This is a genomic window from Methylobacterium cerastii (genome assembly GCF_022179125.1).
Lineage (GTDB): Bacteria > Pseudomonadota > Alphaproteobacteria > Rhizobiales > Beijerinckiaceae > Methylobacterium > Methylobacterium cerastii.
Genome location: NZ_BPQG01000032.1, coordinates 43045 through 66046 on the forward strand (window position 1 = coordinate 43045; position 23002 = coordinate 66046).

Sequence of the window (23002 nt, forward strand, 5' to 3'; positions counted from 1 at the left end):
GGACCCGCGATCCCGCCCGTTGGACGATCATGACCCACCAGAGCTGTGACGTCGCGGTGATCGGAGCCGGCACCGCGGGGCTCGCCGCGTTCCGAGCCGCCGAGGCGGCGGGCGCCCACGCCGTCCTGATCGAGCGCGGGCCGGGCGGCACTACTTGCGCGCGGGTCGGCTGCATGCCCTCGAAGCTGCTCGTCGCCGCGGCCGCGGCGGCCCACGACGCCCGGCACGCGAGCCTGTTCGGCGTCGCGGTTGCGGGTGTGTCGATCGATGGTCTCGCGGTGATGGCGCGGGTGCGGGCCGAGCGCGACCGCTTCGTCGCCGCGGTGCTCGATGGGGTCGACGCCATCCCGAAGGCAAAGCGGCTGGCCGGCGAGGCTCGCTTCCTCGATGCCCGGACGCTCGCGGTCGGCGAAGGCCACCGGGTCGCCTTCCGTTCCGCGGTGATCGCGACGGGGTCGAGCCCGCGCGTGCCGAAACCGCTCCGGGGCCTCGGCGACGCGGTCCTGACCACCGACACGGTGTTCGAGCTTCCCGACCTTGCGGAATCCCTGGCGGTGGTCGGCGGCGGCCCGGTCGGCATCGAGATCGCCCAGGCGATGGCGCGGCTCGGCGTGGCCGTCAGCGTGTTCGACACCGGGTTCGGCCTCGCCGGCCTGAGCGAGCCGAGCCTCCAGCAGCGGGCCGCCGCGATCTTCGCTGAGGAGATGACCCTGCATCTCGGTTCGGAACTCGTCGCGGCCGAGCCCGTCGCCGGCGGCGCAGAGCTGACGTGGACGGAGGCGGACGGCGCCCGGCGCACGCAGACCTTCGCGCGGGTGCTTTCCGCCGCCGGCCGGCCGCCCAACCTGCAAGGCCTCGGGCTCGCGGAGGTCGGCCTTCGCCTCGACGAATCGGGCATGCCGGACTTCGACGCACGAACCCTCCTCTGCGCGGGCGCGCCGATCCTGATCGCGGGCGACGCCAACGCGGTGCGGCCGGTCCTGCACGAGGCCAGTCGCCAGGGCGGCATCGCCGGCCGGAACGCCGCTGCGCTCGCCGCAGGCTCGAGCCTCGAAGCGCCGGAACCCTTGCCGGCGCTCGCCATGGTGTTCACCCATCCGCAGGCGGCGAGCGTCGGGGCGGCGTTCGATGCCGATGCGGACTGCGTCGTCGGCGGGATGCGGTTCGACGACCAGGGCCGGGCGCGGGTCGAAGGCGTCAACCGCGGCGGCATCCGGCTCTGGGCGGATCGGAGCGGGCGCCTGCTTGGCGGCGAGATGTTCGGGCCGTCCTGCGAGCACCTCGCGCACCTCCTCGTCCACGCGATCGGCGATGGCCTGACCGCCCAGGCGATGCGGGCGCGGCCGATCTACCATCCCACGGTCGAAGAGGGGCTTGCGAGCGCATTGTCTGATCTCATACAAAGACATGAGCGCTGATCGCATCGCGCGGCGTCGTCGTGCTCGAACGCGTCGCGCGGCGTAGTGCGGACGCCATTGCGCCCGCCCGTCCCACGGGTCATACCGGGCCGCAGATGAGCCGGTCCCATTCCTGATGACGACGATCGTTGCCGACGGCGATGCGATCGACATGGACGCCCTGACGGCCGAACAGCGCGACGGCCTCGACATCGGGGTGATCGGGCTCGACGCCGCCGGGACGATCGTGTCGTTCAGCGAGGGCGCGAGCGCGCTCACCGGGCTGTCGAGCGACGCCGTGGTCGGCCGCAACTACTTCCGCGAGGTGGTGCCCAGCACCAACGTGCCGAGCTTCTTCGGTCGCTTCCTCTCGGGCACGCGCCGCGGGCAGCTCGACGAGAGCTTCGACTTCGTGTTCGGGCGCATGCCGCAGCCGCTTCGCGCCCGGGTGCGGATGCGGCGCGGGGACGCCGTCACCTGGCTGACGATCAGCCCGGTCGAAACCCTCGGCGCCGGCCAGCCTCGCGAGGCGGTGATGGCCGCCATCGGCCGCCGGGTCCGAGCCGAGCCGGTCGATCCGCAGCTGTGCGAGCGCGAGCCGATCCACATTCCCGGCTCGATCCAGCCGAACGCTGTGATGCTGGCGGCCGACGCCGGCACGCTGGAGATCCTGGCCCACAGCACCAACGTCCGCGACGTACTGAGCCGTGCGCCCGAGCGGATCGCCGGCCTGCCGCTCTCCGATGTGCTGCCGAGCGCCTTCGTCGAGACGATCCGCCAGCGGCTCGCCAGCGCCACCCTCGACGACGGGCGCTCGATCCGCCGCACGCTCAAGCTCGCCGGCGACGACCGCGCCAGCTACTACGCCATCGTCCACGCCCATTCCGGCCGGGTCATCGTCGAGCTCGAACTCGAACCCGAGCATCCGGAGGATTTCCGGGTCGCGACCCAGACCGATTCGGAACTCGCCGTCACTCGGCTCCGCGCCGCCGAGACTCTGAACGGCGCCGCCCGCATCGCCGCCCTCGAAGTCCGCGCGCTCACCGGCTTCGAATGCGTGCTGGTCTACCGCTTCGATGGCGACTGGAACGGCGAAGCCATCGCCGAGGACAAGGTGCCGGACTGGTCGCGCGCCCTGCTTGGCCTGCGGTTTCCAGCCTCCGACATCCCGGCCCAGGCGCGCGCGCTCTACACCAAGGCCAAGAGCCGCTTCGTGATCGACCGCGATTCGGTGCCGGTGCCGCTGGTCGCGGCACCTGCGGCCGGCAACGGGCCGATCGACCTCACCTTCGCGCAGCATCGCACGCTCTCGCCGATCCACCTGGAGTACCAGCGCAACCTCGGCGTCAACGGCTCGATGTCGATCTCGATCATGGTCGAGGGAAGGCTTTGGGGTTTGATGATCGGCCATCACCGCCATCCGCACTATGTCGCCCCCGAGACCCGTGCCGCCGCGACGGTGCTGACCGACGCCTTCGCCATGCGGGTGCAGGAGATCGAGGCACGCCGGCTCTGGACCGAGCGGCAGGCGCATCTCGACACCGAGGGACGCCTGGTCCGCGGCCTGACCCGCTCGGACGACTTCGTCGCCGCGCTCACCGCCGGCTCGACCACCCTCCTCCACCTGTTCGGCTCGACGGGCGCGGCCATCGTCTCGGGCACCCGCGCGACGCTGATCGGCGCGACGCCCCCCGAAGAGGCCGTCCGGGCCATCGGAGACTGGCTGAAGCAGACGCTGGCGCCGGCCGAGACGACCTATGCCGACGCCAACTTTCCCACGCAGTGTCCCGCCGCCGCCGCGCACCGCGAGATCGCCAGCGGGCTGCTCGCCGCCTTCGTCGACGAGTCGCGCGAGCACCTGCTGTTGTGGTTCCGGCCGGAGGTGTCGAGCACGGTGACGTGGAGCGGCGATCCCCGGAAGCCTGTGCTCGCCGGCAGCGGCCCCGTCGCGGTGCTGCCGCGGCGCTCGTTCGAGCGCTGGGTCGAGGAGCGCACGGGCTTCGCCACCCCCTGGGCCGACTGGCAGGTCTCGCTGGCCGGCTCGCTGGCCCACGCGGTCGAGGGCGTCGTGTTGCGCCAGCGCCGAAAGATCGACGAGCTCACCGGCCTCCTCGCCGAGAAGGAGCGCCTGCTCGCCCAGAAGGATCTGCTGACCCGCGAGATCGACCACCGGGTGAAGAACTCGCTCCAGATCGTCTCGGCCTTCCTGCAGATGCAGCGGCGCCAGGTCACCGATCCGGCCGCCCGGCAGGCCTTCGCCGACACCTCCGCCCGGGTGATGAGCGTCGCCCGCGTCCACGACAGCCTCTACCAGGCGGAGAACGTCGAGGAGGTCGACCTCGGCCAGACCATCGAGGCTCTGTGCGCCGACCTCGCCGGCATGGCCGGCGGCGGACACGCCGTCGACCTCACCGCCGAGCCCGGCCTGATGGTGCCCTACCGCAAGGCGGTGGCGCTCTCGCTGATCGCGACCGAGCTCGTGACCAACGCCTTCAAGTACGCCGCCAAGCCGGAGGGCGTCGGCCGCGTCGCGGTCACCGTCTCGGGTCACGGCGCAGGCACCGTGCGGCTGCGCGTCTGCGACGACGGCGAGGGCCTGCCCGAGGGCTGGTCGGAGACCAAGCCCCGCGCCAACGGCACCGGGGTCGGCCTCGGGATGAAGCTGATCCGGGCGATGCTCGACCAGATCAACGCCCGCCTCGACGTCGACAACGCGCCCGGCGCCTGCTTCACGATCACCGCGTGAGCCTGCACCAGCGGCTGCGCGCCGCGACCGCCTCGGCGCACCAGGGCCTCGAAGACGCGCTCGACTGGCGCGCGCGCGTCGCCACCCGGGACGGGTATCGCGACCTCCTTGCCCGCTTCCACGGCTTCCATGCGGCCTACGAGCCGGCGATCGGCGACGCCCTCGCCGACGCGGCGTTCTGGGGTCCGCGGCGGCGGCTGGCCGCGCTGGAGGCGGACCTCGCCCATCTCGGCATGCTTGAACCCGACATCGCCGCCCTGCCCCAGCCCTCGGGCGTCACGTTCGCGGACGCCGCGGCGGCGATGGGCGCGCTCTACGTGCTCGAAGGCTCGACGCTCGGCGGCCAGGTCATCGGCCGGCACATCGGCGCGCTCTACGGGTTCGCGGATGCGGGCCTCGTCTATTACCGCGCACATGGACGGCAGACGGGCCTGATGTGGAACGCGTTCCGAGCGCGGCTCGACCGCCTGTCGAGCGACGCGGAGGCGGAGGCGGCGCTCGCCTCCGGCACCGCGACGTTCGACGCGCTCAAGGTCTGGCTCTGCGCGCCGGACCCGTCCGCCTCGCATCGGGTGGGATGAGGGGCGGCCCGCCTCAGCCCTCGCGGTCCTTTCCGAGCAGCCCGTCGACGAAGGTTTCGAGGCCGGTCCGGCGCGTCCGCTTCAGGCGCTCGGCGGCCAGGATGCCGCGCAAGGCGTCGAAGGCGTTCTGCAAGTCGTCGTTGACGATGACGTAGTCGTACTCGCTCCAGCGCTGGATCTCGACGCGGGCGTTGGCGAGGCGCTTCTCGATCGTCTCCGGGCTGTCCTCGGCGCGGCGTTCCAGGCGGTGGCGCAGCTCCTCCAGGCTCGGCGGCAGGATGAACACCGTCACCACGTCGTCGGCGAGCTTGCCGCGCACCTGGCGGGTGCCCTGGTAGTCGATGTCGAAGATCATGTCCCGGCCGGCGCTGAGCACCTTCTCCACTGGGCGCCGCGGCGTCCCGTAGAAGTTGCCGTGGACCTCGGCCCATTCGAGCAGGTCGTCGCGGGCGCGCAGGTCCTCGAAGGCCTCGCGCTCGATGAAGTGGTAGTGGCGCCCGGCGATCTCGGAGGGGCGCCGGGCCCGGGTCGTCACCGAGATCGACAGGTCGAGGCCCCAGCCGCCGTCGTCGGCGATGGCGCGCGTGAGCGTGGTCTTGCCGGCGCCGGAGGGCGAGGACAGGATCAGGATCAGCCCGCGGCGGGCGATGGAATCCGAGACCGACTGCAAGGGGGCGTCCGTCATCCGCATGCCCCGGCCGTGTTCCGTGCGCCCATCGCCCCGCCCCGTCACTCGACGTTCTGAACCTGCTCGCGGAATTGCTCCACCACGGCCTTCAAGTCGAGTCCGATTCGCGAGAGTGCCACGTCGTTGGCCTTGGCGCAGAGCGTGTTGGCCTCACGCCCGAGCTCCTGGGCCAGGAAGTCGAGGCGCCGCCCGATCGCGCCGCCCGCCGCCAGCAGCTCGGACACCGAGGCGAGGTGGGCGCTGAGGCGGTCGAGTTCTTCGCGGACGTCGGCCTTGGCCGCCATCATCACCGCCTCCTGGTGCAGGCGCTCGGGATCGAGGCCGCCGGGCTCCAGCAGGCCCGCGACGGAGGCCGCGAGCCGCGCGCGGATCGCCTCGGGCCTGCGCGCCGGGCAGCTCTCGGCGTCCTGCGTCAGCGCACCCATCCGCGCGACCTGCGCCGCCACGATCTCCTCGAGCTGTCGGCCCTCGGCGCGGCGCGCATCGACGAGGTCGGCGACCAGCCGGACGACGCCCTCCGCGAGGTCGCGGGCCAGCGCATCGGGATCGGTGGCGGCCTCGTCCTCGGACTCGATCACACCGCGGATCGACAGCAGCCCGTCCATCGTCGCGGGCGCGATTCCCTCCGGCACCGGCACGCGGGCGACGGCCTCGGCGAGCCGGGCCAGCAGCGCCTCGTCGATCCGCACCCGGGCCTTGCTCTCGGGCCGCGTGAGGTTCAGCGACAGCTGGCACTGGCCGCGGGACAGCGTCTTCTGCAGGGCGGTGCGCGCGACCTCGCCAACCGCGTCGTAACCGTTCGGCACCCGCAGCCGGACGTCGAGCCCGCGCCCGTTGACGCTGCGGACCTCCCAGGCCCACTGCACCGGCCCGGTGGTGCCGGCGGCCCGGGCGAACCCGGTCATGCTCGCGATCATGGTCGTGCGATGCCCTGCGTTGCGACGGGGTAAGTTTTGCTGTGACGAGGAGCCTACAGGAACGCGTTCACTTCCACCGTGAACCCGCCCGGCGCCTGGAAGTAGAAGGTCACGCGCCCGTGCTCCTCGCGCGGCGCCTCCGGTGCGAAGCCGCCATCGGTGAGCTGGGCGTGGATCGCGTGGACCTGCTCCACACGCTCCTGGATGAAGCCGATGTGGAAGATCTTGGGGTAGGTCGCATCCTTCACGCGGAACAGGCTGAGGATGCCGCCGCCGTCGTCGGTGAGGAAGGCCATCTTGTCGTTGACCGGCATCCCGGTGCGGCGAAGCCCGAAATAGGTCTCGAACATCAAGACGGTGGCCGGGACCTCGGTGACGCCGAGGTTGACGTGGTTCAGGTGCATCGGCTCGTCCTGGATGGCGCGTGCGGACGGCGCCGCGGCGTCGGGTACGATCAAGGCTGCTTCAGCGCCGGCACGGTCTTGGGCGAGCCGAGGTCGTAGGTCTTGTTCTTCAGCGGGTCGAGCTTCGTGCCCTCCGAGGCGTCGAAGGCCTTCGGCCGCGGGGCGCCGGGCGCCATGGTCGCGCCGTCGAGCGCGTAGGCGTTCGTCGGCGGCGCGAAGGCCGAGGCGCGGGGCGCCACCGCGTCGGCGGGCGGCTCGGCCTTGTCGACGCTGTCCGGCGCCGTGGTCTGGCGGCTCTTCTCGACCTGGCGCCAGCGCGCGACGTTCTTCTGGTGGCCGTCCAGGCTCTCGGCGAAGGCGTGGCCGCCGGTGCCGTCGGCCACGAAGAACAGGTCCTTGGTGCGCGAGGGGTTGGCCACCGCCTCGAGCGCGGCGCGGCCGGGGTTGGCGATCGGGCCGGGCGGCAGGCCCTCGATCACGTAGGTGTTGTAGGGCGTCGCGCGCTCGATCTCGGAGCGCTGGATGCCGCGCCCGAGGGTGCCGCGCCCGCCGACCAGCCCGTAGACGATGGTCGGGTCCGATTGCAGCTTCATTCGCTTGTTCAGGCGGTTGACGAACACGCCGGCGACCCGCGGGCGCTCGTCGGCGCGGCCGGTCTCCTTCTCGACGATGGAGGCGAGCGTCACCATTTCGGCGGGCGTCCGCACTGGCACGTCGGCGCTGCGGCGCAGCCAGATGTCGTTGAGGACCCGGCGCTGCTTCTCGCGCATCAGGTTGACGATCTGCTGGCGGGTGGCGCCGCGCTCGAACTTGTAGGTGTCGGGCAGGAGCGAGCCCTCGGGCGGGATCTCGCCGACCTCGCCGGTGAGCACGTCGTTCTCGTTCAAGCGTACGACGATCTGCTCGGAGGTCAGCCCCTCGGGGAAGGTGATCGCGTGCTGGACCTGCCGGCCCGTGGTCACGGTGTCGATCGCTTCGCCGATGCTGGCATGGGCCTTGAAAGTGTACTCGCCGGCCTTCAGCGGCGGGCGCCCGCCGAAGCGGGCGGCGAACTCGAACAGCCCGACATGGTCGATCACGCCCTCGCGCTTAAGGATCTCCGCGATCTCCCCGGTGCCGCTCCGCGACGGGATCACGACGACCTTGTCGGCGGGCAGCGGGCCGGGCTCCTGCACCTGCCGCTGGAACAGGGTCAGCCCCAGCATCGCGGCGATCGCGACCGCGACGGCGAAGGTCAGGAGCCCGCTGATGGTGGCGAGCAGGCCGCCGCGGCGGCGCTCGGGCCGCTCGGGCGGCGGCGGGGCGGCGGTCGGCTTGATCGCCTCGTTGGGCGAGCGGGGGGAAAGGCGCTGAGGCTGGGCCGGCTCATCGTAGGCGAGCGGCTGCGGCGGCACGTGCGTCTGGCGTCGACGGAAGAACATCGGGATCCTGCTCGGGCTCGCGCCGGCGACGGGGAGTTCGGCCGGGCGCGCATGCGCGACGGGACGGCGACCGCGAGGGATCGCCGCAAGCTACCGGAAACTACGCCGGTTTGTGGCGAAATTGCCATTGCGCGCCGCACCCGGCCGGCTGCGACGAGGCGGGTCGCCCCCGTCAGCGCGGAATCGCCCGCGCCGACGCCGGCTGGCACGTCGCGCAGAAGAAGGTCGAGCGGCCGGATTGCACGATCCGGCCGACCGTCCCGCCGCAGCCCTTGGTGCGGCAGGCCTCGCCGACGCGGTCGTAGACCCGGAACGCCTGCTGGAAGGCACCCGACGTGCCGTCGGTGTGAGCGTAGTCGCGAAGGGTCGAGCCGCCCGCCGCGACCGCCTCGGTCAGCACCTCGCCGATCACCTTGGCCAGCAGCCGCGCCTTCGGCGTCGGCCCGCCGTCGGCCTTGGCGAGCGTACCCGCGGCGGCCTCGGGGTGGAGGCCGGCCCGGTGCAGAGCCTCGCAGACATAGATGTTGCCCAAGCCCGCGATCAGGCGCTGGTCGAGGAGCGCGGCTTTCAGCGGCGTGATCTTGTGGCGGAACAGGCGCGCGATGGTCGCCCCGGTCAGCTCGGCGCTCAGGGGCTCGATGCCCATGGCCGCGAAGTGCCGGCACGCGGCGAGCGTGTCGGTGGGCACCAGGTCCATGAAGCCGAAGCGGCGGGCGTCGTTGTAGGTCACGGTGGCGCCGTTCCCCATCGCCATCACGACGTGGTCGTGCTTGGGCGTACCCAGCGCCCCGTCGAGGTAGAAGTCGCCGGGCGAGGTGTTGCTGCCGTCGGGCATCGCCACGTCGAAGCGCCCGCTCATGCCGAGGTGCATGATCAGCGTCTCGCCCGAGTCGAGTCCGGCGGTGAGGTACTTCGCCCGCCGCGCGAGGCTGGTGACCCGGCGGCCCTCCAGGCGGGCGGAGAAGTCATCGGGGAACGGGAAGCGTAGGTTCGGCCGGCGCAGGGTGACGCGGCTGAAGGTGGCCCCGACCATCGCCGGCGCGAGGCCGCGCCGCACCGTCTCGACTTCTGGAAGCTCCGGCATGGTCCTGTGGATGTCCCTCGGCGCATCGGATCGCGAAAGCTGGATATCGGCCCGGGGCGCTGCCATCGCAATCCCGGGCGCCCGGCCTCTGGGAGCGCGCCCTGCGACCGTTCACTGCTCCGCGTCTTACGACGCATGGCGGATCGCGTCCGGCTTCGCTATGAGGCGCGAGGGCGCAGACGGGCAGGACTTCATGACGGTGGCGGACGGGAAGACGGGCGCGCAGGAAACCGATTTCGGCTTCGAGCGGGTGGCTTTGGCCGAGAAGCAGGCGCGCGTCGACGACGTGTTCCGCTCGGTCGCCAAGCGCTACGACCTGATGAACGACCTGATGTCCGGCGGCCTGCACCGGGCTTGGAAGGCGCAGGCCATCGCGATGCTGCGCCCCTCGCGCACGCGGCCCTTCCGCCATCTCGACGTGGCCGGCGGCACCGGCGACGTGGCCTTCCGCGTCCTGGAGGCCGGCGGCCCGCAGACCTCGGTCACCGTGCTCGACATCAACGAGGCGATGCTGCGGGTCGGCGCCGAGCGCGCCGGTGCGCGCTTCGACGGCCGCATCGACTTCGTCACCGGCAACGCCGAGACGCTGCCCCTGCCCGACGCGACCTTCGACGCCTACACCATCGCCTTCGGCATCCGGAACGTGCCGCGGATCGAGCTGGCCCTGCAGGAAGCCCGCCGCGTGCTGAAGCCCGGCGGCCGCTTCCTGTGCCTGGAATTCTCCAAGGTCGACCTGCCGGTGCTCGACAAGATCTACGACGCCTACTCCTTCCACGTCATTCCGCGCCTCGGCGCGCGGGTCGCGGGCGACGCGGAATCCTACCGCTACCTCGTGGAATCGATCCGTAAGTTTCCCTCCCCTGGGCTGTTTGCCGGGATGATCGAGCAGGCCGGCTTCCGCCACGTCACCCACCGGCCGCTCTCGGGCGGCATCGTCGCGATCCATTCCGGCTGGAAGGTCTCGTGACCGATCCGAGCCGCCGGACGGCGCGATGATCGGCGCCGCCGTCAACCTCGCCCGCGGGGCCCGCGTCGGCTTCGTGCTGGCCCGCGAGGGCGCGCTGGCACTCGTCGACGCCTCCGAGCTGCCGCCGCTCCCGCGCCTCGGCCTCCGGCTGGTCCGGATGCTGGAGCGGCCGGGCCTCGGCTCCGGGGCGGCGCGGCTCTCGGCCGGGCTGACCCGGCTCGGGCCGTCCTACGTCAAGTTCGGGCAGTTCCTCGCCACCCGCCCCGACATCGTCGGGATGGCGGCGGCGCGCGACCTCGAGATGCTCCAGGACAGGGTGCCGTCGTTCCCGCAGGCGGTGGCCGTCAAGGTGGTCGAGGCGGCCTTCGGCCGGCCGATCTCCACCCTGTTCGTCGCCTTCGGCGAGCCGGTGGCCGCGGCCTCGATCGCGCAGGTCCACAAGGCGGTGGTGCAGGATGCCGACGGCACCCAGCGCAACCTCGCCGTCAAGATCATGCGGCCGGGCGTGCGCGAGCGCTTCCAGCGCGACGTCGAGGTGATGCGGCTTCTCGCCCGCATCGTCCACGTGCTTTCGCCCGAGGCCGAGCGCCTGCGCCCGCGCGACGTGGTCGAGATCCTCGCCCGCTCCGTGACCATGGAGATGGACTTCCGGCTCGAGGCCGCCGCCGCCTCCGAGCTGGCGCAGAACACGGCCGACGATGAAGACTTCCGGGTTCCGCTGCCCGAATGGGAGCTGATCGCCCGCGACGTGCTGACCTGCGAGTGGATCGAGGGCACTCGCCTGCACAGCGCCGCCGCGCTCCAGGCCGCCGGCCACGACCCGCACGCGATCGGCCGGACCGTGATCCAGAGCTTCCTGCGCCAGGCGATCCGCGACGGGTTCTTCCACGCCGACATGCACCAGGGGAACCTGTTCGTGGACGCCGCCGGCAAGCTCGTGGCGGTGGATTTCGGCATCATGGGCCGGCTTGGGCGCAAGGAGCGGCGGTTCCTCGCCGAGATCCTGCTCGGCTTCATCATGCGCGACTACACGCGCGTCGCGCAGGTGCATTTCGAGGCGGGCTACGTGCCGGCCCACCACTCGGTCGACGACTTCGCGCAGGCGATCCGCGCCATCGGCGAGCCGATCCACCAGCGCCGCGCCGACGAGATCTCGATGGCGAAGGTGCTGACACTTCTGTTCGACATCACCGCCCTGTTCGACATGAGCACCCGGACCGAGCTGGTGATGCTGCAGAAGACCATGGTCGTGGTCGAGGGCGTCGCCCGCAGCCTCGATCCCAAGCTCGACATGTGGACCTCCGCCGAGCCGGTGGTCCGCAGCTGGATCACCCGCAACCTCGGCCCGGTCGGGCGTCTCGAAGGGGCGGCTCACGCCGCGCGCACCCTCGCCGACGTCGTCGCCGACGTGCCCGAGCTCGCCCTGCGGCTCCGGCGCCTGCTCGTCCGCGCCGACGAGGCGGGCACGGGGGACGCCCACCGCCTGGAACGCATCGCCCGCACCGAGCGCCGCACCGAGCGCCGCACCGCGTTGTGGCAGACGCTGGCCCTGTGGGCGATCGCGGCCGGCGTGCTGGTCGCGGCCTTGCGATAGCGCGTCCCGCCGGACGATCCGTCAGGCCGCGGCCCAGCCGGGCCCGGCCGCCTGATCCGGGCGTGGGTCCGCCTTGGGGACGATGCCGGTCTCGTGCGGGTTCAGGGGGGCGGGTCGGCCGAACAGGTAGCCCTGCACCTCGGCGCAGCCGGCGGCCTTGAGGAACGCCAGCTCCTCGGGCGTCTCGACGCCCTCCGCCACCACCGGCAGGCCCAGGCCGGAGCCGAGGCCGAGGACGGCGCGCACGATCGCCGCGGTCTGGGCGTTCGTGTCGACGTTGCGCACGAACGACTGGTCGATCTTGATCCGGTCGAACGGGAACGCCCTGAGGTTCGCCAGCGACGAGTAGCCCGTCCCGAAATCGTCCATCGCGATCCCGACGCCCAGCGTCTTGAGCTGCCGCAGCGTCGCCACCGCGCGATCGAAGTTGCGGATGAGCGCGGTCTCGGTGATCTCCAGTTCGAGCCGCGCGGCCGGTAGTCCGGTCTCGAGCAGCACCGCGAGCACCTGCGCGGCGAAGGCCGGATCGTGCACCTGGACCGCGGAGACGTTCACCGCCACCCGCAGGGGCGCCTCCCAGCCCGCCGCCTCGCGGCACGCGGTGCGAAGCACCCACATCCCGATCGCCGAGATCGTCCCGCGCTCCTCCGCCACCGGGATGAAGAGGTCGGGCGGCACCCGGCCGCGCTCCGGGTGGGTCCAGCGCAGCAGGGCCTCGAAGCCGAGCAGCGCCCCGCCATCGGCGGCGACCTGCTTCTGGTAGACGAGGTGGAACTCGTCGCGAGCGAGCGCGCATTCGAGGTCGCGCTCCACGCCGTGCCGCTCGCGCACGGCGATGCCCATCTCCGGCTCGAAGACGCCGTAGGTGCCCCGGCCGTCGGCCTTGGCGCGGTAGAGCGCCGTGTCGGCGTGGACCATCAGGTCCTGGCGTTCCATGGCGTCCTGCGGACACAGGGCGATGCCGATGCTGACCCCGACCATGGCGTCGGCGGTCCGGTCCGAAGCCTGCGCCGCAAGTGCGGCGATGATGGTCTTCGCCAGATCCTCGGCCGCGTCAGGCCCGGCCTGGCCGTCCATGAGGATCGCGAACTCGTCCCCGCCGAGGCGCGCCATGCACTGGTCTGGGCCGAGCAGGCCCGTCACGCAGCGGGCGACCCGGGCGAGCATCGCGTCGCCCGCCGCGTGGCCGAACAGGTCGTTGACGGCCTTGAAGCGGTCGAGGTCGAGGCACAGCACCGCGATCGAAGCGCCGGTCTCGACGGCCGCGGCCACCGCCCGGTCGAGCACCGCGTTGAAGGCGGTGCGGTTGAGCAGGCCCGTCAGCGCGTCGTGGTGGGCGAGGTACTGGATGTGCCGCTCGGCCTGCTTGCGCTCGCGGATGTCGCGGACCGCCAGCGCCTGGTGCGACTTGCCCGCGAAGTCGATCCGCCGGAGGATCGCCTCGACCGCGATGATCTCGCCGGCGGCGTGGCGCAGGCCGAGCTCGACCGGCTGCCCCATGGCGCAGGCGAGCCGCTGCCAGGCGTTGGCCTCGGTGAGGAAGGTGCTCACCGGCAGGCCCGCCACCGCCGCGTCGGCGAGGCCGACGAGGCGGCCGAAGCTGACGTTGGCCGTGACGACGCGGTGGCCGTCCACGACGATGAGCCCCTCCACCGCTGCGTTGGCGAGGCCGCGCATGCGCTCGGTCTCGCCATGCACGCGGCGCTGCTCGCGCAGGCTGAGCGCGTGAGCCGTCGCGGTGAGGACGAAAATGGCGAGGCTGGCAAGCGCCACCGCGCCGGCGAGCCACGTCGGCGACATCGCATGCGGCGACAGGGTGGCCAGCGGATTTTCCGTGATCGTCACCGCAGCCATCCCGATCGTGTGGTGCGCGCCGATCGCCAGCGTCAGGATTGCCGCGCTGGCCAGCAGGGAGGTGAGCGATCGGGACCGGATCGCGGTCGAGAGCGCGACGGCGGAAAAAAGCTCGCCGACCACGATCGAGGCGGCGACGACGGCTGGGTTCCAGCGCAGGTGCCCCGTCACCTCGAAGGCCGCCATGCCGGTGTAGTGCATCGCGGCGATGCCGAGCCCGACGACGAGCCCCCCGAGCCAGGATGCCCCCTGCGTCCCGAGCAGGGCGACGCGCAGCCCGAGGCCGGTGAGGCAGATCGCGATGACGAGCGAGAGGAGGGTCAGGCCGTGGTCGTAGGCGCTCGGGATGCTCGGCTGGAAGGCCAGCATCGCGATGAAATGGGTCGCGAAGATACCCGTGCCGCTGGAGATCGCCGCGACGACGAGCCAGGTCAGACGGGTGCGGCCGGCGCTGCCGGCGTGGCGGAGCAGGCGGATCGCAGTCAGCGCCGCGATAGCGCAGATCGCGGCTGCCAGGCCGACGAGGCGGAGATCGTGCTGGTCCGTGAAGCAACCGATGACGGTCAACATGCCGACGGATCCGACATCGCGCCAGGCTTGCCCCATGCCGGAATGCTGCGATGCTCGGTCATCCTCGAAAGAATTTCGATCTCAAGATGAAAGTAGATATTCAAGGCACAACCGTAAGGCTATATTTAATATCATTTTCCGGCAGGCCGATTAAAGATACCTTTCATGCAAGATCCTCCCAAAAGGCTCTGACATCATCGTTGCCGCATAACGGCGCTCTTTGGGGCGATTACGTATCGATCGAATCATCTTTCGATTGCAGCCGCTCAAGCAAAGTTGCTGTGCCGCCTTCCCCGCCTCCAGGGTGGGCGCTCACCGAGCCGCGGTGCGGAAGCCCGCGTAGATGTCGCGCCGGTCCGGCGTGAAGAAGTTGCGGTAGGCGTTGTCGACCATGCGGCCGCGGGTGATCCAGGCGCCGCCGCGCAGCACCTTGCGCGTGCCGAAGGCCGGCTCGGAATACTCGCGGTACACGTCGGGCGAGAAACCCGGATAGGGCAGGAAGTCGCTCGCGGTCCATTCCCAGACGTTGCCGAGCATCTGCCGGCAGCCCCAGGCGCTGTCGCCGTCCGCGTGGGCGGCGACGTCGACGCAGCCGAGGCGGCCACCGTCGAGGTTGGCTAGGCGGGCGTCCGGTGCAGTCTCGCCCCAGGGATAGCGCGACTTCGTGACGCCGATCGCGCCGTCCGGCGCCGGCGCCGTCGAGGCTGCGACCTCCCATTCGGCCTCCGTCGGCAGGCGCCGCCCGGCGAAGGCGCAGTAGGCTGCGGCCTCGTACCAGCTGACGTGGACCACCGGCTGGTGTGGGGCGAGGTCGGCGACGCCACCGAACCGGCTAACGCGCCAGCCCGCTCCGTCCCGCTGCCAATGCGCGGGATGCTCGGCTCCGGTCCGGCAGCGCCAGCGCCATCCCTCCGCGTCCCAGAACGACGGCTCGCGATAGCCACCGGCCTCGACGAAGGCGGCGAATTCGGCGTTGGTCACCGGCGCCCGCGCGATCTTGAACGGTGCGACCGCGATCGAGTGCGCCCACTTCTCGTTGTCGAAGACGAAGTCCGCGTCCGGCTCGGCGCCGAGCCGGAAGGTCCCGCCCGGGATCGCCGCGTCGCCCGGCCAGGGCCCTTCGGCGACGGGGGCGAGGCCGGCCGAGGCGGCGAAGGACGGCGCCGGATAGCCCAGCGTCTGGCGCGAATAGGTGAAGGCCTCCCCGTGCATGTCCTCGTGGTAGGTGGTCAGCCGGTAGCGGTAGGCCTCCTCGCGCGTCGGCGTGCCGTCGAGCCGGCGGACCAGCGCGTCGTGGACGCGGCCCATGTAGCCGAGCGTGTCCGCGAGCGGGGGTAGCGCGCGCACCCAGCGGTCGTCGTGGGCCAGCACCGCAGAGTTGTAGACCGCGTCGGCGTCCGCGATCGCCGGCGCGGCGCCGTCGAGGGCGCGCAGGATGAAGTGCTCGTGGAACCAGGCGAGGTGGCCGATCTCCCAGAGCAGCGGGTTGACGATGTCGAGGCGCGGCCCGATCAGCTGGTCGGGCACGAGACCGGCCACCAGCTCGAGGGTCCGGGCGCGGCTGTCCTGCAGCATCGCGATGAGTTGTGTGGCGTCGGTCATGGCGTGCGTCCGATAAGCGATCGACCCATGAACGTCATCCTGATCACGCCCGCACCCCGCCACTCGCGGACCGGCAACCGCACGACGGCCCTGCGTTGGGCCGGCCTCCTCCGGGGGGCCGGCCACCGCGTCGTGGTGGCGACCGCGTATGACAGCGAGCCCTGCGACCTGATGATCGCCCTCCACGCCTGGAAGAGCGCCCCGGCGATCCAACGGTTCCGTCGCGCGTACCCGGAGCGCCCCCTCGTCGTCGCGCTGACCGGCACCGACATCAACCACGATCTCGCCGCCGACCCGGCCAAGACCCAGCGCTCGCTCGATCTCGCCGACGCGCTCGTCGGCCTGCACGAACTCGTCGGCGAGGCGATCCCGGCGCGCCACCGCGAAAAGCTCGCGGTGATCGTGCAATCCGTGCCGGCGGGCGGGGACCGCCTGCCGGCGCTGAAGCGCGCCTTCGAAATCCTGGTCGTCGGGCACCTGCGCGACGAGAAGGACCCGCTGCGCGCCGCGATCGCCGCCCGCGCCCTGCCCACTTCCTCCCGCATCCGCGTCGTCCACCTCGGCGGCGCCCCCGACCCCGCCTGGGCGGCGCGCGCCCGGGACGAGATGCAGGCCAATCCGCGCTACGACTGGCGCGGCGAGGTCTCCGGTGCGCGCGTCAGGCGGTTCCTGCGGCGCGGGCGGCTGATGGTGCTGAGCTCGCTCAGCGAGGGCGGCGCCAACGTGGTCTCGGAGGCGGTCGTCGCCGGCCTGCCGATCCTCGCCTCTGCGATCCCCGGCAATGTCGGCCTGCTCGGGGGCGACCATCCGGGCTACTTCCCGCCCGGCGACCACGGCGCGCTTGCTGGCCTGATGCTGCGGGCGGAGCGGGAGCCCGACTTCCTCGAAGGCTTGCGCGCGCACGGGGCGGCGCGCGCCGACGCGTTCGACCCGGCCCGCGAGCGCTTGGCCTGGTCCGCCCTCGTTGAGCGCGCTTCCGCCGCGGCGCGGGCACGGGTGGCGTCCGGCATTGACGCGGCCCGTCCCGCACCGGCACTCCTGCAGCCATGAGTGAAGCCCCCGCGTCGCCGCTTGCGAACCGTCGCATTCTCCTCGTCGTCGGCGGGGGGATCGCGGCCTACAAGGCCCTCGACCTGATCCGCCGCCTGCGCGAGCGCGGCGCCACCGTCCGCCCGCTCCTGACGAAGGGCGCGCAGGAATTCGTCACGCCGCTCGCGGCCGCGGCGCTCGCCGGCCAGCCGGCCCATACCGACCTGTTCGACCGGGCCGACGAGGCCGAGATCGGCCACATCAAGCTCGCGCGCGACGCCGACGCGGTGGTGGTGGCGCCGGCCACCGCCAACCTGATGGCGCGGATGGCCACCGGCCACGCCCCCGACCTCGCCTCCACCGTGCTGCTCGCCACCACCCTGCCGATCCTGATCGCTCCGGCGATGAACGTGGCGATGTGGGCCCACCCTGCGACCCGGCGCAACCTCGCGACCCTGCTCGCCGACGGCGTCCGCGTCGTCGGCCCCAACGCGGGCAAGATGGCCGAGCCCGAGACCGGGCCGGGCCGCATGGCCGAGCCGGTCGAGATCGCCGACGCGGTGGCTGCGATGCTGGCCGAGGCGCCGCGCGAGACGGAGGGCTTCGGCTTCCTCGCCGGGCGCGCCAAGCCGCCGATACCCACGCCGACGCCGACGCAGCTTGCCGGGCTGCGGGTCCTCGTCACGTCGGGGCCGACGCACGAGCCGATCGACCCGGTGCGGTTCATCGCCAACCGCTCGTCCGGCCGCCAGGGCCACGCGATCGCCGCCGCAGCCGCGGCGGCCGGCGCCACGGTGACTCTGGTCTCCGGGCCGGTGGCGATTCCCGACCCGGCGGGCGTCACCGTGGTGCGCGTCGAGACCGCGCGCGAGATGCTCGCCGCGGTCGAGGCGGCCCTGCCCGCCAGCATCGCCGTGTTCACGGCGGCCGTCGCGGACTGGCGGCCCGCCACCGAGACCGGCTCCAAGATCAAGAAGGACGGCTCGGGGCCCGCCCCGCTGGCGCTGGTCGAGAACCCCGACATCCTCGCCACCATCGCCGCGCGGACGACGGGCCGCCCCGACCTCGTCGTGGGCTTCGCCGCCGAGACCGACACGGTGATCGCGCATGCGCAGGCCAAGATCGCCCGGAAGGGCTGCGACCTGATCGTCGCCAACGACGTCTCGGAGGCCGGCGGGGTGATGGGCGGGGGGACGAACACCGTGCACCTGATCGCCCGCGACGGCTCGGTCGAGACCTGGCCGACGCTCGACAAGGACGAGGTCGGCCGGCGCTTGGTCGCGCGATTCACGGAGCTGCTGCAGCGATAGGGACGGTCGCGCCGCCCCTGCCGCCCTGCCCTGCCGCCTAGCCCGGCGCGCTCTCCTGCTGCGCGGCCGCGAGGCGGGCGTCGTCGGCCGAGATCGCTTGGTAGGCCGGCCGCGCCCGGTAGCGCGCGAGGTAGGCCATGATCGCCGGCTCCTCAGGCACGAGCTTGAACGCGGTGGTCCAGCCGAGCGCCGAGCCCCACAGCACGTCCGCTGCGGAGAAGCGCTCGCCGAGGATCCAGGGGCCGGGGGTCAGCATGGCGATGACCTGGGACAGCACCGTGTCGTAGTCGCCGTAGGCCGACATCATCCGAGGCGGCGGGTCGCGCTCCATCGCCCGGTCGATCACGGCGGGCTCGAAGCACGAGCCGTAGAAGACCATCCAGCGCAGGTACGCGCCGCGAGCCGGATCGGTCAGGGCGGGCGCGAGGCCGGCCTCGGGAAACAGGTCGGCGAGGTAGAGGTAGCAGGCCGCCTGCTCCGCCACCGTCGCGGCGCCGTGGCGGATCGCCGGAACCTTGCCCATCGGGTTGACGGCGAGATGCGCGCTGCCCTGCTGCTCGCCCGCCTTCAGGTTGATGACGTGCAGATCGTGCGGCGCGCCGAGCTCCTCCAGCAGCACCCGCACGCCCGTCGAGCGGGTGTTCGGCGCGTGGTGAAGGACGATCGCGTCGGTCGTGGTCGGCATCGCGGTCTCCGAAGGGTGGACGTTTCGGGCGCACGCTATGCCGGTGCCCCGCTCCGGTCGAGCCGCAGCGTTCAGATCCGGTGCGTGCTCAGACCCGATACTTGCCGTTGCGTTTGATCAGCACCTGCGTTCCGACGGGGACGCGCTCGTAGAGGTCGACGATGTCCTCGTTGAGCATGCGGACGCAGCCGGACGACATCTGCTCGCCGATGCTCCAGGGCTCGTTGGTGCCGTGGATGCGGAACAGGATGTCGCGGTTACCCTGGTAGAGGTAGAGCGCGCGGGCGCCGAGCGGGTTGTCGACGCCGCCCTTGCGCTGGCGGTCGATCTCCGGGTGCAGGGCGACCATGGTCGTGGTCGGGCTCCAGTCGGGCCAGACGCCCTTGCGGCCGACGCGAGCCTCGCCCTTCCAGGAGAAGCCGAGCTTGCCCACGCCGACGCCGTACTGCATCGCCGTGCCGTCGGCCTGGACGAGGGCGAGCTGGCGCTTGTCGATGTCGACGACGATGGTGCCGGGCCGCTCGGGGCCGTTGTAGCTCACGACCTGCCGGCGGTACTTCGGATCGAGGCGGTTGGTGTCGACCAGCGGCACGTCGAACGGCTTGTCGGGCTTCGTGCCGATGTACCACGCCGCCTCCTCGTCGTTGGCGGCGACGTTCACCGGTCCGCGCTGGTTGCAGGCGGCGAGCGGCGCGATCAGGACCGCGGCGAGCAGGATCCGGCGGATTGGCATGGGGCCTCACGAGGCGAGGGAGCGTTCGGATCATGCCTACCGCCTCGCGTTCCCCCACGATGTGACTTTTGCGTCTCAGGTCGGACGAAGCGCCCGGTACGATTGCCCGGATTTCGCCTCGTTCGGCCGTGGCTTGCGCCCTAACTTTCCCGGATCGGTTTCGACACGAGGCGCATCATGGCCGACACGCTCACCCTTCCCGAGATGCAAGGCGCGCTGCCCGAGACGCCCCTGCGCCCGGCGATCCATCTCGACCATTGCGTGATCCACGTCAGCGACTGGACGCGAGCGAACGCCTTCTACGGCGACGTCGTCGGGGCCGAGGTTGTCCCGGTCGGGGCGGGCTTCGCCTACCGGCTCGGCGGGGTCCAGTTGAACTGCCACGGCCCGGGCCTGTCGCCGGAGCCCCTGGCGGAGAAGCCTGTGATGCCGGGCGGCAGCGACCTGTGCTTCCGCTGGTCCGGCACGATCGAGGAGGCGATGGCGCACCTGGCCGCCTGCGGCGTCCCCGTCGAGCGCGGTCCGGTCGAACGCCATGGCGCGGCCGGGCCCGGGACCAGCGTCTACTTCCGCGATCCCGACGGGTCGCTGATGGAGTTCATCACCTACCCGACGCCATAATCCGCCCGCGGCTTCAGCCGCGGCTCTGCGCCAGCGCCTGGTTCGTTTGCTCTAGGCGCAGTGCGAGTTCGCGCATCAGCGCGATGCTGATCTGAGGAAACTGCGCCAACAGCTCGAGGAACACGCCGCGGTCGATGCGCAGGGCCGTCGCCGCCGTCTCGGCGGTGACGGTGGCCGAGCGCGGCTGGTCGGCCAGGATGCCCATTTCTCCGACCAGCGCGTTTGCGCCGAGTAGGGCGAGCCGCACCGGCCCGGCGGCGCCGTCGATGGTCACCGCGGCGCTGCCCTCCAGGATCAGGTAGGCGGCGTCCGCCACGTCGCCGCGGGTGAAGAACTGTTGGCCGGGCTCGAAGTGCACCCGCTCGCTGGTGAAGGCGAGGAGCTTCAGCCGCGACGGCTCGACCTCGCGGAACAGCGGCACCTGCCGAAGGGAGGTAACCTCCGTATCGAGGGTCATGGGTGGGACTCCGGACCGCGCCGGATCTCGTGATGGGGCCGGCCGCGTCATCCATGCGGCTTGCGGCGATCTTGTCCAGCCCTCACGTTGCCGGGGCATGCTGCGACGGCTTGCCCCGGATGCCGCGCCGCATGGGATCGGGCATGCGGAGGCCCACAGGAGGTGCCATGAGCCGCGCCCGCCGTCTTCGCCTTGCTGCGTCCCTGCTCGCGCTGCTCGTGCTCGGCCTGCCGCTCGCCGTCGCGCCGGCGGCCGCCCGCCTGAACCGGATCGAACTCGCCCGCGTCGCGGTCGCGCCACCCTCGAGTGCCCGTGTCCCCCTCGACCTCGCGTTCACCGACGCGTCGGGCGACCGGCCGACCACCCTGGGTGCGGCTTTGGGCGGTCGGCCGACGCTGATGCTGCCGGTGGATTACACCTGCGGCAACGTCTGCGATCCGATGCTGGCGATGTCCGGGGCGGCGCTGGCCGCGACGAGGCTCGTCGCCGGCCGCGACTACAGCCTGATCCTCGTCGGCATAGACCCGCGGGACGACGCGGCCGCCGCCCGGCACATGCTCGGCACCGAACTGGGCGACCCGGCGCTCGCGGCAAAGGCGGCCGCCCTGGTCGGCGACGCCGGGGCGGTGGACAGGCTGACCCGGGCGCTTGGCTACGACTTCGTCTACGACGCGGGTACCGACAGCTTCGCCCACCCCGCCGCCGCGATCCTGCTGACCGGGGACGGCCGCGTCGCCCGCGTCCTTTCGCCTCTGGCGTTGAACGGCGGCGATTTGCGGCTCGCTCTCGTCGAAGCCGGCGAGGGTCGCACGGGCAGCCTCGCCGACCGGCTCGTCCTGCTCTGCTACGGCTACGATGCCGCCACCGGCATCTACACGCCTATGATCCGTCGCATCCTCAGCATCGCTGCGGCTGCGACGATCCTCGCGATGGCGGGCGGCATCGTGTTCCTCGCCCGTCGTCCGCGGCAGGCCTGAGCGTACTCAGCGCTTGGTGGACAGGCCGGGCTTCTCGTCACTCGGAGGATCGCGCTTCACGCTGGCGTTCGGCTGCGGCGAGTCGATCGGCTCCTCGTGGGTCGTCAGCGTCGCGCTGCCCTCGTCCGCGGGCATGGGCGGAAGCGCCGTCGTTTTCGGCTTCGGCGCGGCCTCCGCCGAAGCCCGGGCCGCGGCGGACACCATCTCGCGATTCGTCATGCTCGCAAACACCTTGTTCGAAGCGGGCGGAGAATGCTCGCGCCCCGCGCCTTCTGTGTTCCAACGCCATCGCACCGGCGTGGTTGCGGCTAAGCTTGTCGCAGAAGCGTGAGAGGAACCTTCGGATACTGGCGAAGGTTGTGAAAGGGTGAAGAGAAGCCTGAGGAGGAGCTGATGGCATCCGGTAATTCGACCTCCAAGCGAGGTTTTGCGTCGATGGATCTTGAGCGCCAGCGCGAGATCGCCAGCAAGGGTGGCCGCAGTGTGCCGGCCGAGAAGCGGTCCTTCTCGCAGGATCGCGAGCTGGCCTCGTCTGCCGGTCGCAAGGGCGGCCAGGCGACCGGCACCGGACGCGACGGCGCCGAATAATCGATCGTCGTCGGCGATAGGCGGCGCCTGCCCTCCGAGGGCAGGCGCCTTTTTTTGGTGCTCGGTTTCGGTGACGGAAAACGCAAAGGCCCGCCCCAGGTGTTGGGGCAGGCCTTTGCGTTGGTCGGTCTCAGTGAAACGTACTAGCACGACGTATCGATTAGGAAATGCAGCGGCCCGGGATCATGCGGCGGGCCTCGGGGCCAACGAGGGAACTCAGGGCCGCTTCGCAACCCTCGCGCATCCGCATGCGCGGCTTCAGCGGCGGCTTCGTCCCGATCTCCTGTGCCGTCTCCATTGCGGCCGGCACGGCACGGTTCGGCCCGGCCTGGAGGCTCGCCACGCGGCTCGGCCGGATCGCAAGCGACACGGGGCGCAGGCCGGGCAACGGACGCGCCTCGAACGAGGCCGGAGCCACGATAGGCGTTGCCGGAACCCACTGGTCGGCGCCGGCCTGCACCATCGGGTGGACGAGCAACGTCAGGATGGCGGCCGGTGCGCTAACGCCGAGAAGGAAGCCTGACCGAAGCATCGTCGTGATCTCCGAGTGGGAGCTTGACAGGATGATTCGAAAACGCGTCTTCCGCGATCCGGTTCCGTCACTGCCGCGCTTTCGCCGGAATCAGTATTGAGGTCGGATTTTTCGAATCGCTGCAGCGATCCGCGCATCTTATCCACAGGCGGCCGTCATGGCGTTAACGCCACACACGTCGAAAAAGCGCAGCGTATCGGAACTCACCGGGGTGGCGCTCGTTGATGATGCACCCGGCCACCTGG

At 71.6% G+C, this 23002-nt stretch carries 22 protein-coding genes; 10 read left to right on the forward strand and 12 right to left on the reverse strand.

The features are described 5' to 3' along the window. Positions 1-29: 29 nt before the first annotated feature. The 3 genes from MFF13_RS11150 to MFF13_RS11160 all read left to right on the forward strand — a co-directional run bounded on the left by MFF13_RS11150 (position 30) and on the right by MFF13_RS11160 (position 4724). Positions 30-1418: a dihydrolipoyl dehydrogenase gene (locus tag MFF13_RS11150; RefSeq protein ID WP_238272194.1), complete on the forward strand. Its 1389-nt coding sequence runs from the start codon at positions 30-32 to the stop codon at positions 1416-1418. Positions 1419-1533: 115 nt separating this feature from the next. Beyond that, positions 1534-4143: a histidine kinase dimerization/phosphoacceptor domain -containing protein gene (locus MFF13_RS11155; RefSeq protein WP_147753823.1), complete on the forward strand. Its 2610-nt coding sequence runs from the start codon at positions 1534-1536 to the stop codon at positions 4141-4143. Further along, positions 4140-4724: a biliverdin-producing heme oxygenase gene (locus MFF13_RS11160; protein ID WP_147753822.1), complete on the forward strand. Its 585-nt coding sequence runs from the start codon at positions 4140-4142 to the stop codon at positions 4722-4724. The genes MFF13_RS11155 and MFF13_RS11160 overlap by 4 nt, the downstream gene beginning before the upstream one ends. 13 nt (positions 4725-4737) lie before the next feature. Here MFF13_RS11160 and gmk read toward each other — a convergent pair whose 3' ends face one another. From gmk to mutM, 5 genes are all read right to left on the reverse strand, one after another. Further along, the gene (gene gmk, locus MFF13_RS11165) at positions 4738-5409 is read right to left on the reverse strand and encodes a guanylate kinase (protein ID WP_147828124.1); all 672 of its coding nucleotides are present in this window, start codon (positions 5407-5409) and stop codon (positions 4738-4740) included. Between the two features lie 44 nt (positions 5410-5453). Then, positions 5454-6317 (reverse strand): YicC/YloC family endoribonuclease, encoded by an 864-nt coding sequence (locus MFF13_RS11170; protein ID WP_238272195.1) that lies wholly within the window; start codon positions 6315-6317, stop codon positions 5454-5456. 65 nt (positions 6318-6382) lie between these two features. Continuing rightward, positions 6383-6787 (reverse strand): VOC family protein, encoded by a 405-nt coding sequence (locus MFF13_RS11175; protein ID WP_210250841.1) that lies wholly within the window; start codon positions 6785-6787, stop codon positions 6383-6385. After that, the gene (gene mltG / locus MFF13_RS11180) at positions 6784-8154 is read right to left on the reverse strand and encodes an endolytic transglycosylase MltG (RefSeq protein WP_147828064.1); all 1371 of its coding nucleotides are present in this window, start codon (positions 8152-8154) and stop codon (positions 6784-6786) included. The genes MFF13_RS11175 and mltG overlap by 4 nt, the downstream gene beginning before the upstream one ends. Positions 8155-8326: 172 nt before the next feature. Continuing rightward, entirely contained in the window at positions 8327-9238 is a 912-nt protein-coding gene (mutM, locus tag MFF13_RS11185) for a bifunctional DNA-formamidopyrimidine glycosylase/DNA-(apurinic or apyrimidinic site) lyase (RefSeq protein WP_147828065.1), read from the reverse strand. A 193-nt stretch (positions 9239-9431) separates the two neighbouring features. Between mutM and ubiE the strand changes: the two genes are divergently transcribed. Beyond that, positions 9432-10205 (forward strand): bifunctional demethylmenaquinone methyltransferase/2-methoxy-6-polyprenyl-1,4-benzoquinol methylase UbiE, encoded by a 774-nt coding sequence (gene ubiE, locus MFF13_RS11190; protein WP_147753134.1) that lies wholly within the window; start codon positions 9432-9434, stop codon positions 10203-10205. A 25-nt stretch (positions 10206-10230) separates the two neighbouring features. Then, positions 10231-11799 (forward strand): 2-polyprenylphenol 6-hydroxylase, encoded by a 1569-nt coding sequence (gene ubiB, locus MFF13_RS11195; RefSeq protein WP_238272197.1) that lies wholly within the window; start codon positions 10231-10233, stop codon positions 11797-11799. 21 nt (positions 11800-11820) lie between these two features. Here ubiB and MFF13_RS11200 read toward each other — a convergent pair whose 3' ends face one another. Both MFF13_RS11200 and senA read right to left on the reverse strand, forming a co-directional pair. Beyond that, complete coding sequence (locus MFF13_RS11200) at positions 11821-14223, reverse strand: bifunctional diguanylate cyclase/phosphodiesterase (RefSeq protein ID WP_187273563.1); 2403 nt, start codon at positions 14221-14223, stop codon at positions 11821-11823. A 312-nt stretch (positions 14224-14535) separates the two neighbouring features. After that, on the reverse strand, positions 14536-15825 hold the full coding sequence (senA, locus tag MFF13_RS11205; RefSeq protein ID WP_147828067.1) for a selenoneine synthase SenA: 1290 nt from the start codon (positions 15823-15825) through the stop codon (positions 14536-14538). A gap of 27 nt (positions 15826-15852) precedes the next feature. Here senA and senB point away from each other — a divergent pair, with 27 nt between their 5' ends. Together senB and MFF13_RS11215 are read left to right on the forward strand one after the other, a co-directional pair. Continuing rightward, positions 15853-16875 carry a selenoneine biosynthesis selenosugar synthase SenB gene (senB, locus tag MFF13_RS11210; protein ID WP_147828068.1) on the forward strand — a complete coding sequence of 341 codons (1023 nt, stop codon included), beginning with the start codon at positions 15853-15855 and terminating at the stop codon, positions 16873-16875. Beyond that, the gene (locus MFF13_RS11215) at positions 16872-18164 is read left to right on the forward strand and encodes a phosphopantothenoylcysteine decarboxylase domain-containing protein (RefSeq protein WP_238272198.1); all 1293 of its coding nucleotides are present in this window, start codon (positions 16872-16874) and stop codon (positions 18162-18164) included. Before senB ends, MFF13_RS11215 begins: the two co-directional genes overlap by 4 nt. A 37-nt stretch (positions 18165-18201) precedes the next feature. On the opposite strand, the gene MFF13_RS11220 is transcribed toward MFF13_RS11215, so the two are convergent. After that, complete coding sequence (locus MFF13_RS11220; RefSeq protein ID WP_147814178.1) at positions 18202-18849, reverse strand: glutathione S-transferase family protein; 648 nt, start codon at positions 18847-18849, stop codon at positions 18202-18204. Between the two features lie 88 nt (positions 18850-18937). Further along, positions 18938-19582: a L,D-transpeptidase gene (locus MFF13_RS11225; protein ID WP_147753124.1), complete on the reverse strand. Its 645-nt coding sequence runs from the start codon at positions 19580-19582 to the stop codon at positions 18938-18940. A gap of 177 nt (positions 19583-19759) precedes the next feature. Here MFF13_RS11225 and MFF13_RS11230 point away from each other — a divergent pair, with 177 nt between their 5' ends. After that, positions 19760-20203 (forward strand): VOC family protein, encoded by a 444-nt coding sequence (locus MFF13_RS11230; RefSeq protein WP_147828071.1) that lies wholly within the window; start codon positions 19760-19762, stop codon positions 20201-20203. A 13-nt stretch (positions 20204-20216) separates the two neighbouring features. Here MFF13_RS11230 and MFF13_RS11235 read toward each other — a convergent pair whose 3' ends face one another. After that, positions 20217-20660, reverse strand: coding sequence for a cyclic nucleotide-binding domain-containing protein (locus MFF13_RS11235; protein WP_147753122.1), 444 nt, complete (start codon positions 20658-20660; stop codon positions 20217-20219). 167 nt (positions 20661-20827) lie between these two features. On the opposite strand from MFF13_RS11235, the gene MFF13_RS11240 reads away from it, so the two are divergent. Further along, a complete protein-coding gene (locus tag MFF13_RS11240; RefSeq protein ID WP_147828072.1) occupies positions 20828-21637 on the forward strand; it encodes an SCO family protein in 810 nt (269 codons plus the stop codon). A gap of 6 nt (positions 21638-21643) precedes the next feature. On the opposite strand, the gene MFF13_RS11245 is transcribed toward MFF13_RS11240, so the two are convergent. Then, the gene (locus MFF13_RS11245) at positions 21644-21856 is read right to left on the reverse strand and encodes a hypothetical protein (RefSeq protein WP_238272199.1); all 213 of its coding nucleotides are present in this window, start codon (positions 21854-21856) and stop codon (positions 21644-21646) included. A gap of 174 nt (positions 21857-22030) precedes the next feature. On the opposite strand from MFF13_RS11245, the gene MFF13_RS11250 reads away from it, so the two are divergent. Further along, positions 22031-22225, forward strand: a complete 195-nt coding sequence (locus MFF13_RS11250) for a con-10 family general stress protein (RefSeq protein ID WP_147753119.1) — start codon at positions 22031-22033, stop codon at positions 22223-22225. A 160-nt stretch (positions 22226-22385) separates the two neighbouring features. Here the strand turns inward: MFF13_RS11250 and MFF13_RS11255 are convergent, their stop codons facing one another. Next, entirely contained in the window at positions 22386-22757 is a 372-nt protein-coding gene (locus tag MFF13_RS11255; RefSeq protein WP_147828074.1) for a hypothetical protein, read from the reverse strand. Positions 22758-23002 lie beyond the last annotated feature (245 nt).

Bases quoted from the DNA above. Each gene is read 5' to 3' on its own strand.
- MFF13_RS11150 (WP_238272194.1), top strand. From the start codon at position 30: ATGACCCACCAGAGCTGTGACGTCGCGGTGATCGGAGCCGGCACCGCG.
- MFF13_RS11155 (WP_147753823.1), top strand. From the start codon at position 1,534: ATGACGACGATCGTTGCCGACGGCGATGCGATCGACATGGACGCCCTG.
- gmk (WP_147828124.1), bottom strand. From the start codon at position 5,409: ATGACGGACGCCCCCTTGCAGTCGGTCTCGGATTCCATCGCCCGCCGC.
- MFF13_RS11170 (WP_238272195.1), bottom strand. From the start codon at position 6,317: ATGACCGGGTTCGCCCGGGCCGCCGGCACCACCGGGCCGGTGCAGTGG.
- mltG (WP_147828064.1), bottom strand. From the start codon at position 8,154: ATGTTCTTCCGTCGACGCCAGACGCACGTGCCGCCGCAGCCGCTCGCC.
- mutM (WP_147828065.1), bottom strand. From the start codon at position 9,238: ATGCCGGAGCTTCCAGAAGTCGAGACGGTGCGGCGCGGCCTCGCGCCG.
- ubiE (WP_147753134.1), top strand. From the start codon at position 9,432: ATGACGGTGGCGGACGGGAAGACGGGCGCGCAGGAAACCGATTTCGGC.
- ubiB (WP_238272197.1), top strand. From the start codon at position 10,231: ATGATCGGCGCCGCCGTCAACCTCGCCCGCGGGGCCCGCGTCGGCTTC.
- MFF13_RS11200 (WP_187273563.1), bottom strand. From the start codon at position 14,223: ATGTTGACCGTCATCGGTTGCTTCACGGACCAGCACGATCTCCGCCTC.
- senA (WP_147828067.1), bottom strand. From the start codon at position 15,825: ATGACCGACGCCACACAACTCATCGCGATGCTGCAGGACAGCCGCGCC.
- senB (WP_147828068.1), top strand. From the start codon at position 15,853: ATGAACGTCATCCTGATCACGCCCGCACCCCGCCACTCGCGGACCGGC.
- MFF13_RS11215 (WP_238272198.1), top strand. From the start codon at position 16,872: ATGAGTGAAGCCCCCGCGTCGCCGCTTGCGAACCGTCGCATTCTCCTC.
- MFF13_RS11220 (WP_147814178.1), bottom strand. From the start codon at position 18,849: ATGCCGACCACGACCGACGCGATCGTCCTTCACCACGCGCCGAACACC.
- MFF13_RS11225 (WP_147753124.1), bottom strand. From the start codon at position 19,582: ATGCCAATCCGCCGGATCCTGCTCGCCGCGGTCCTGATCGCGCCGCTC.
- MFF13_RS11230 (WP_147828071.1), top strand. From the start codon at position 19,760: ATGGCCGACACGCTCACCCTTCCCGAGATGCAAGGCGCGCTGCCCGAG.
- MFF13_RS11235 (WP_147753122.1), bottom strand. From the start codon at position 20,660: ATGACCCTCGATACGGAGGTTACCTCCCTTCGGCAGGTGCCGCTGTTC.
- MFF13_RS11240 (WP_147828072.1), top strand. From the start codon at position 20,828: ATGAGCCGCGCCCGCCGTCTTCGCCTTGCTGCGTCCCTGCTCGCGCTG.
- MFF13_RS11245 (WP_238272199.1), bottom strand. From the start codon at position 21,856: ATGACGAATCGCGAGATGGTGTCCGCCGCGGCCCGGGCTTCGGCGGAG.
- MFF13_RS11250 (WP_147753119.1), top strand. From the start codon at position 22,031: ATGGCATCCGGTAATTCGACCTCCAAGCGAGGTTTTGCGTCGATGGAT.
- MFF13_RS11255 (WP_147828074.1), bottom strand. From the start codon at position 22,757: ATGCTTCGGTCAGGCTTCCTTCTCGGCGTTAGCGCACCGGCCGCCATC.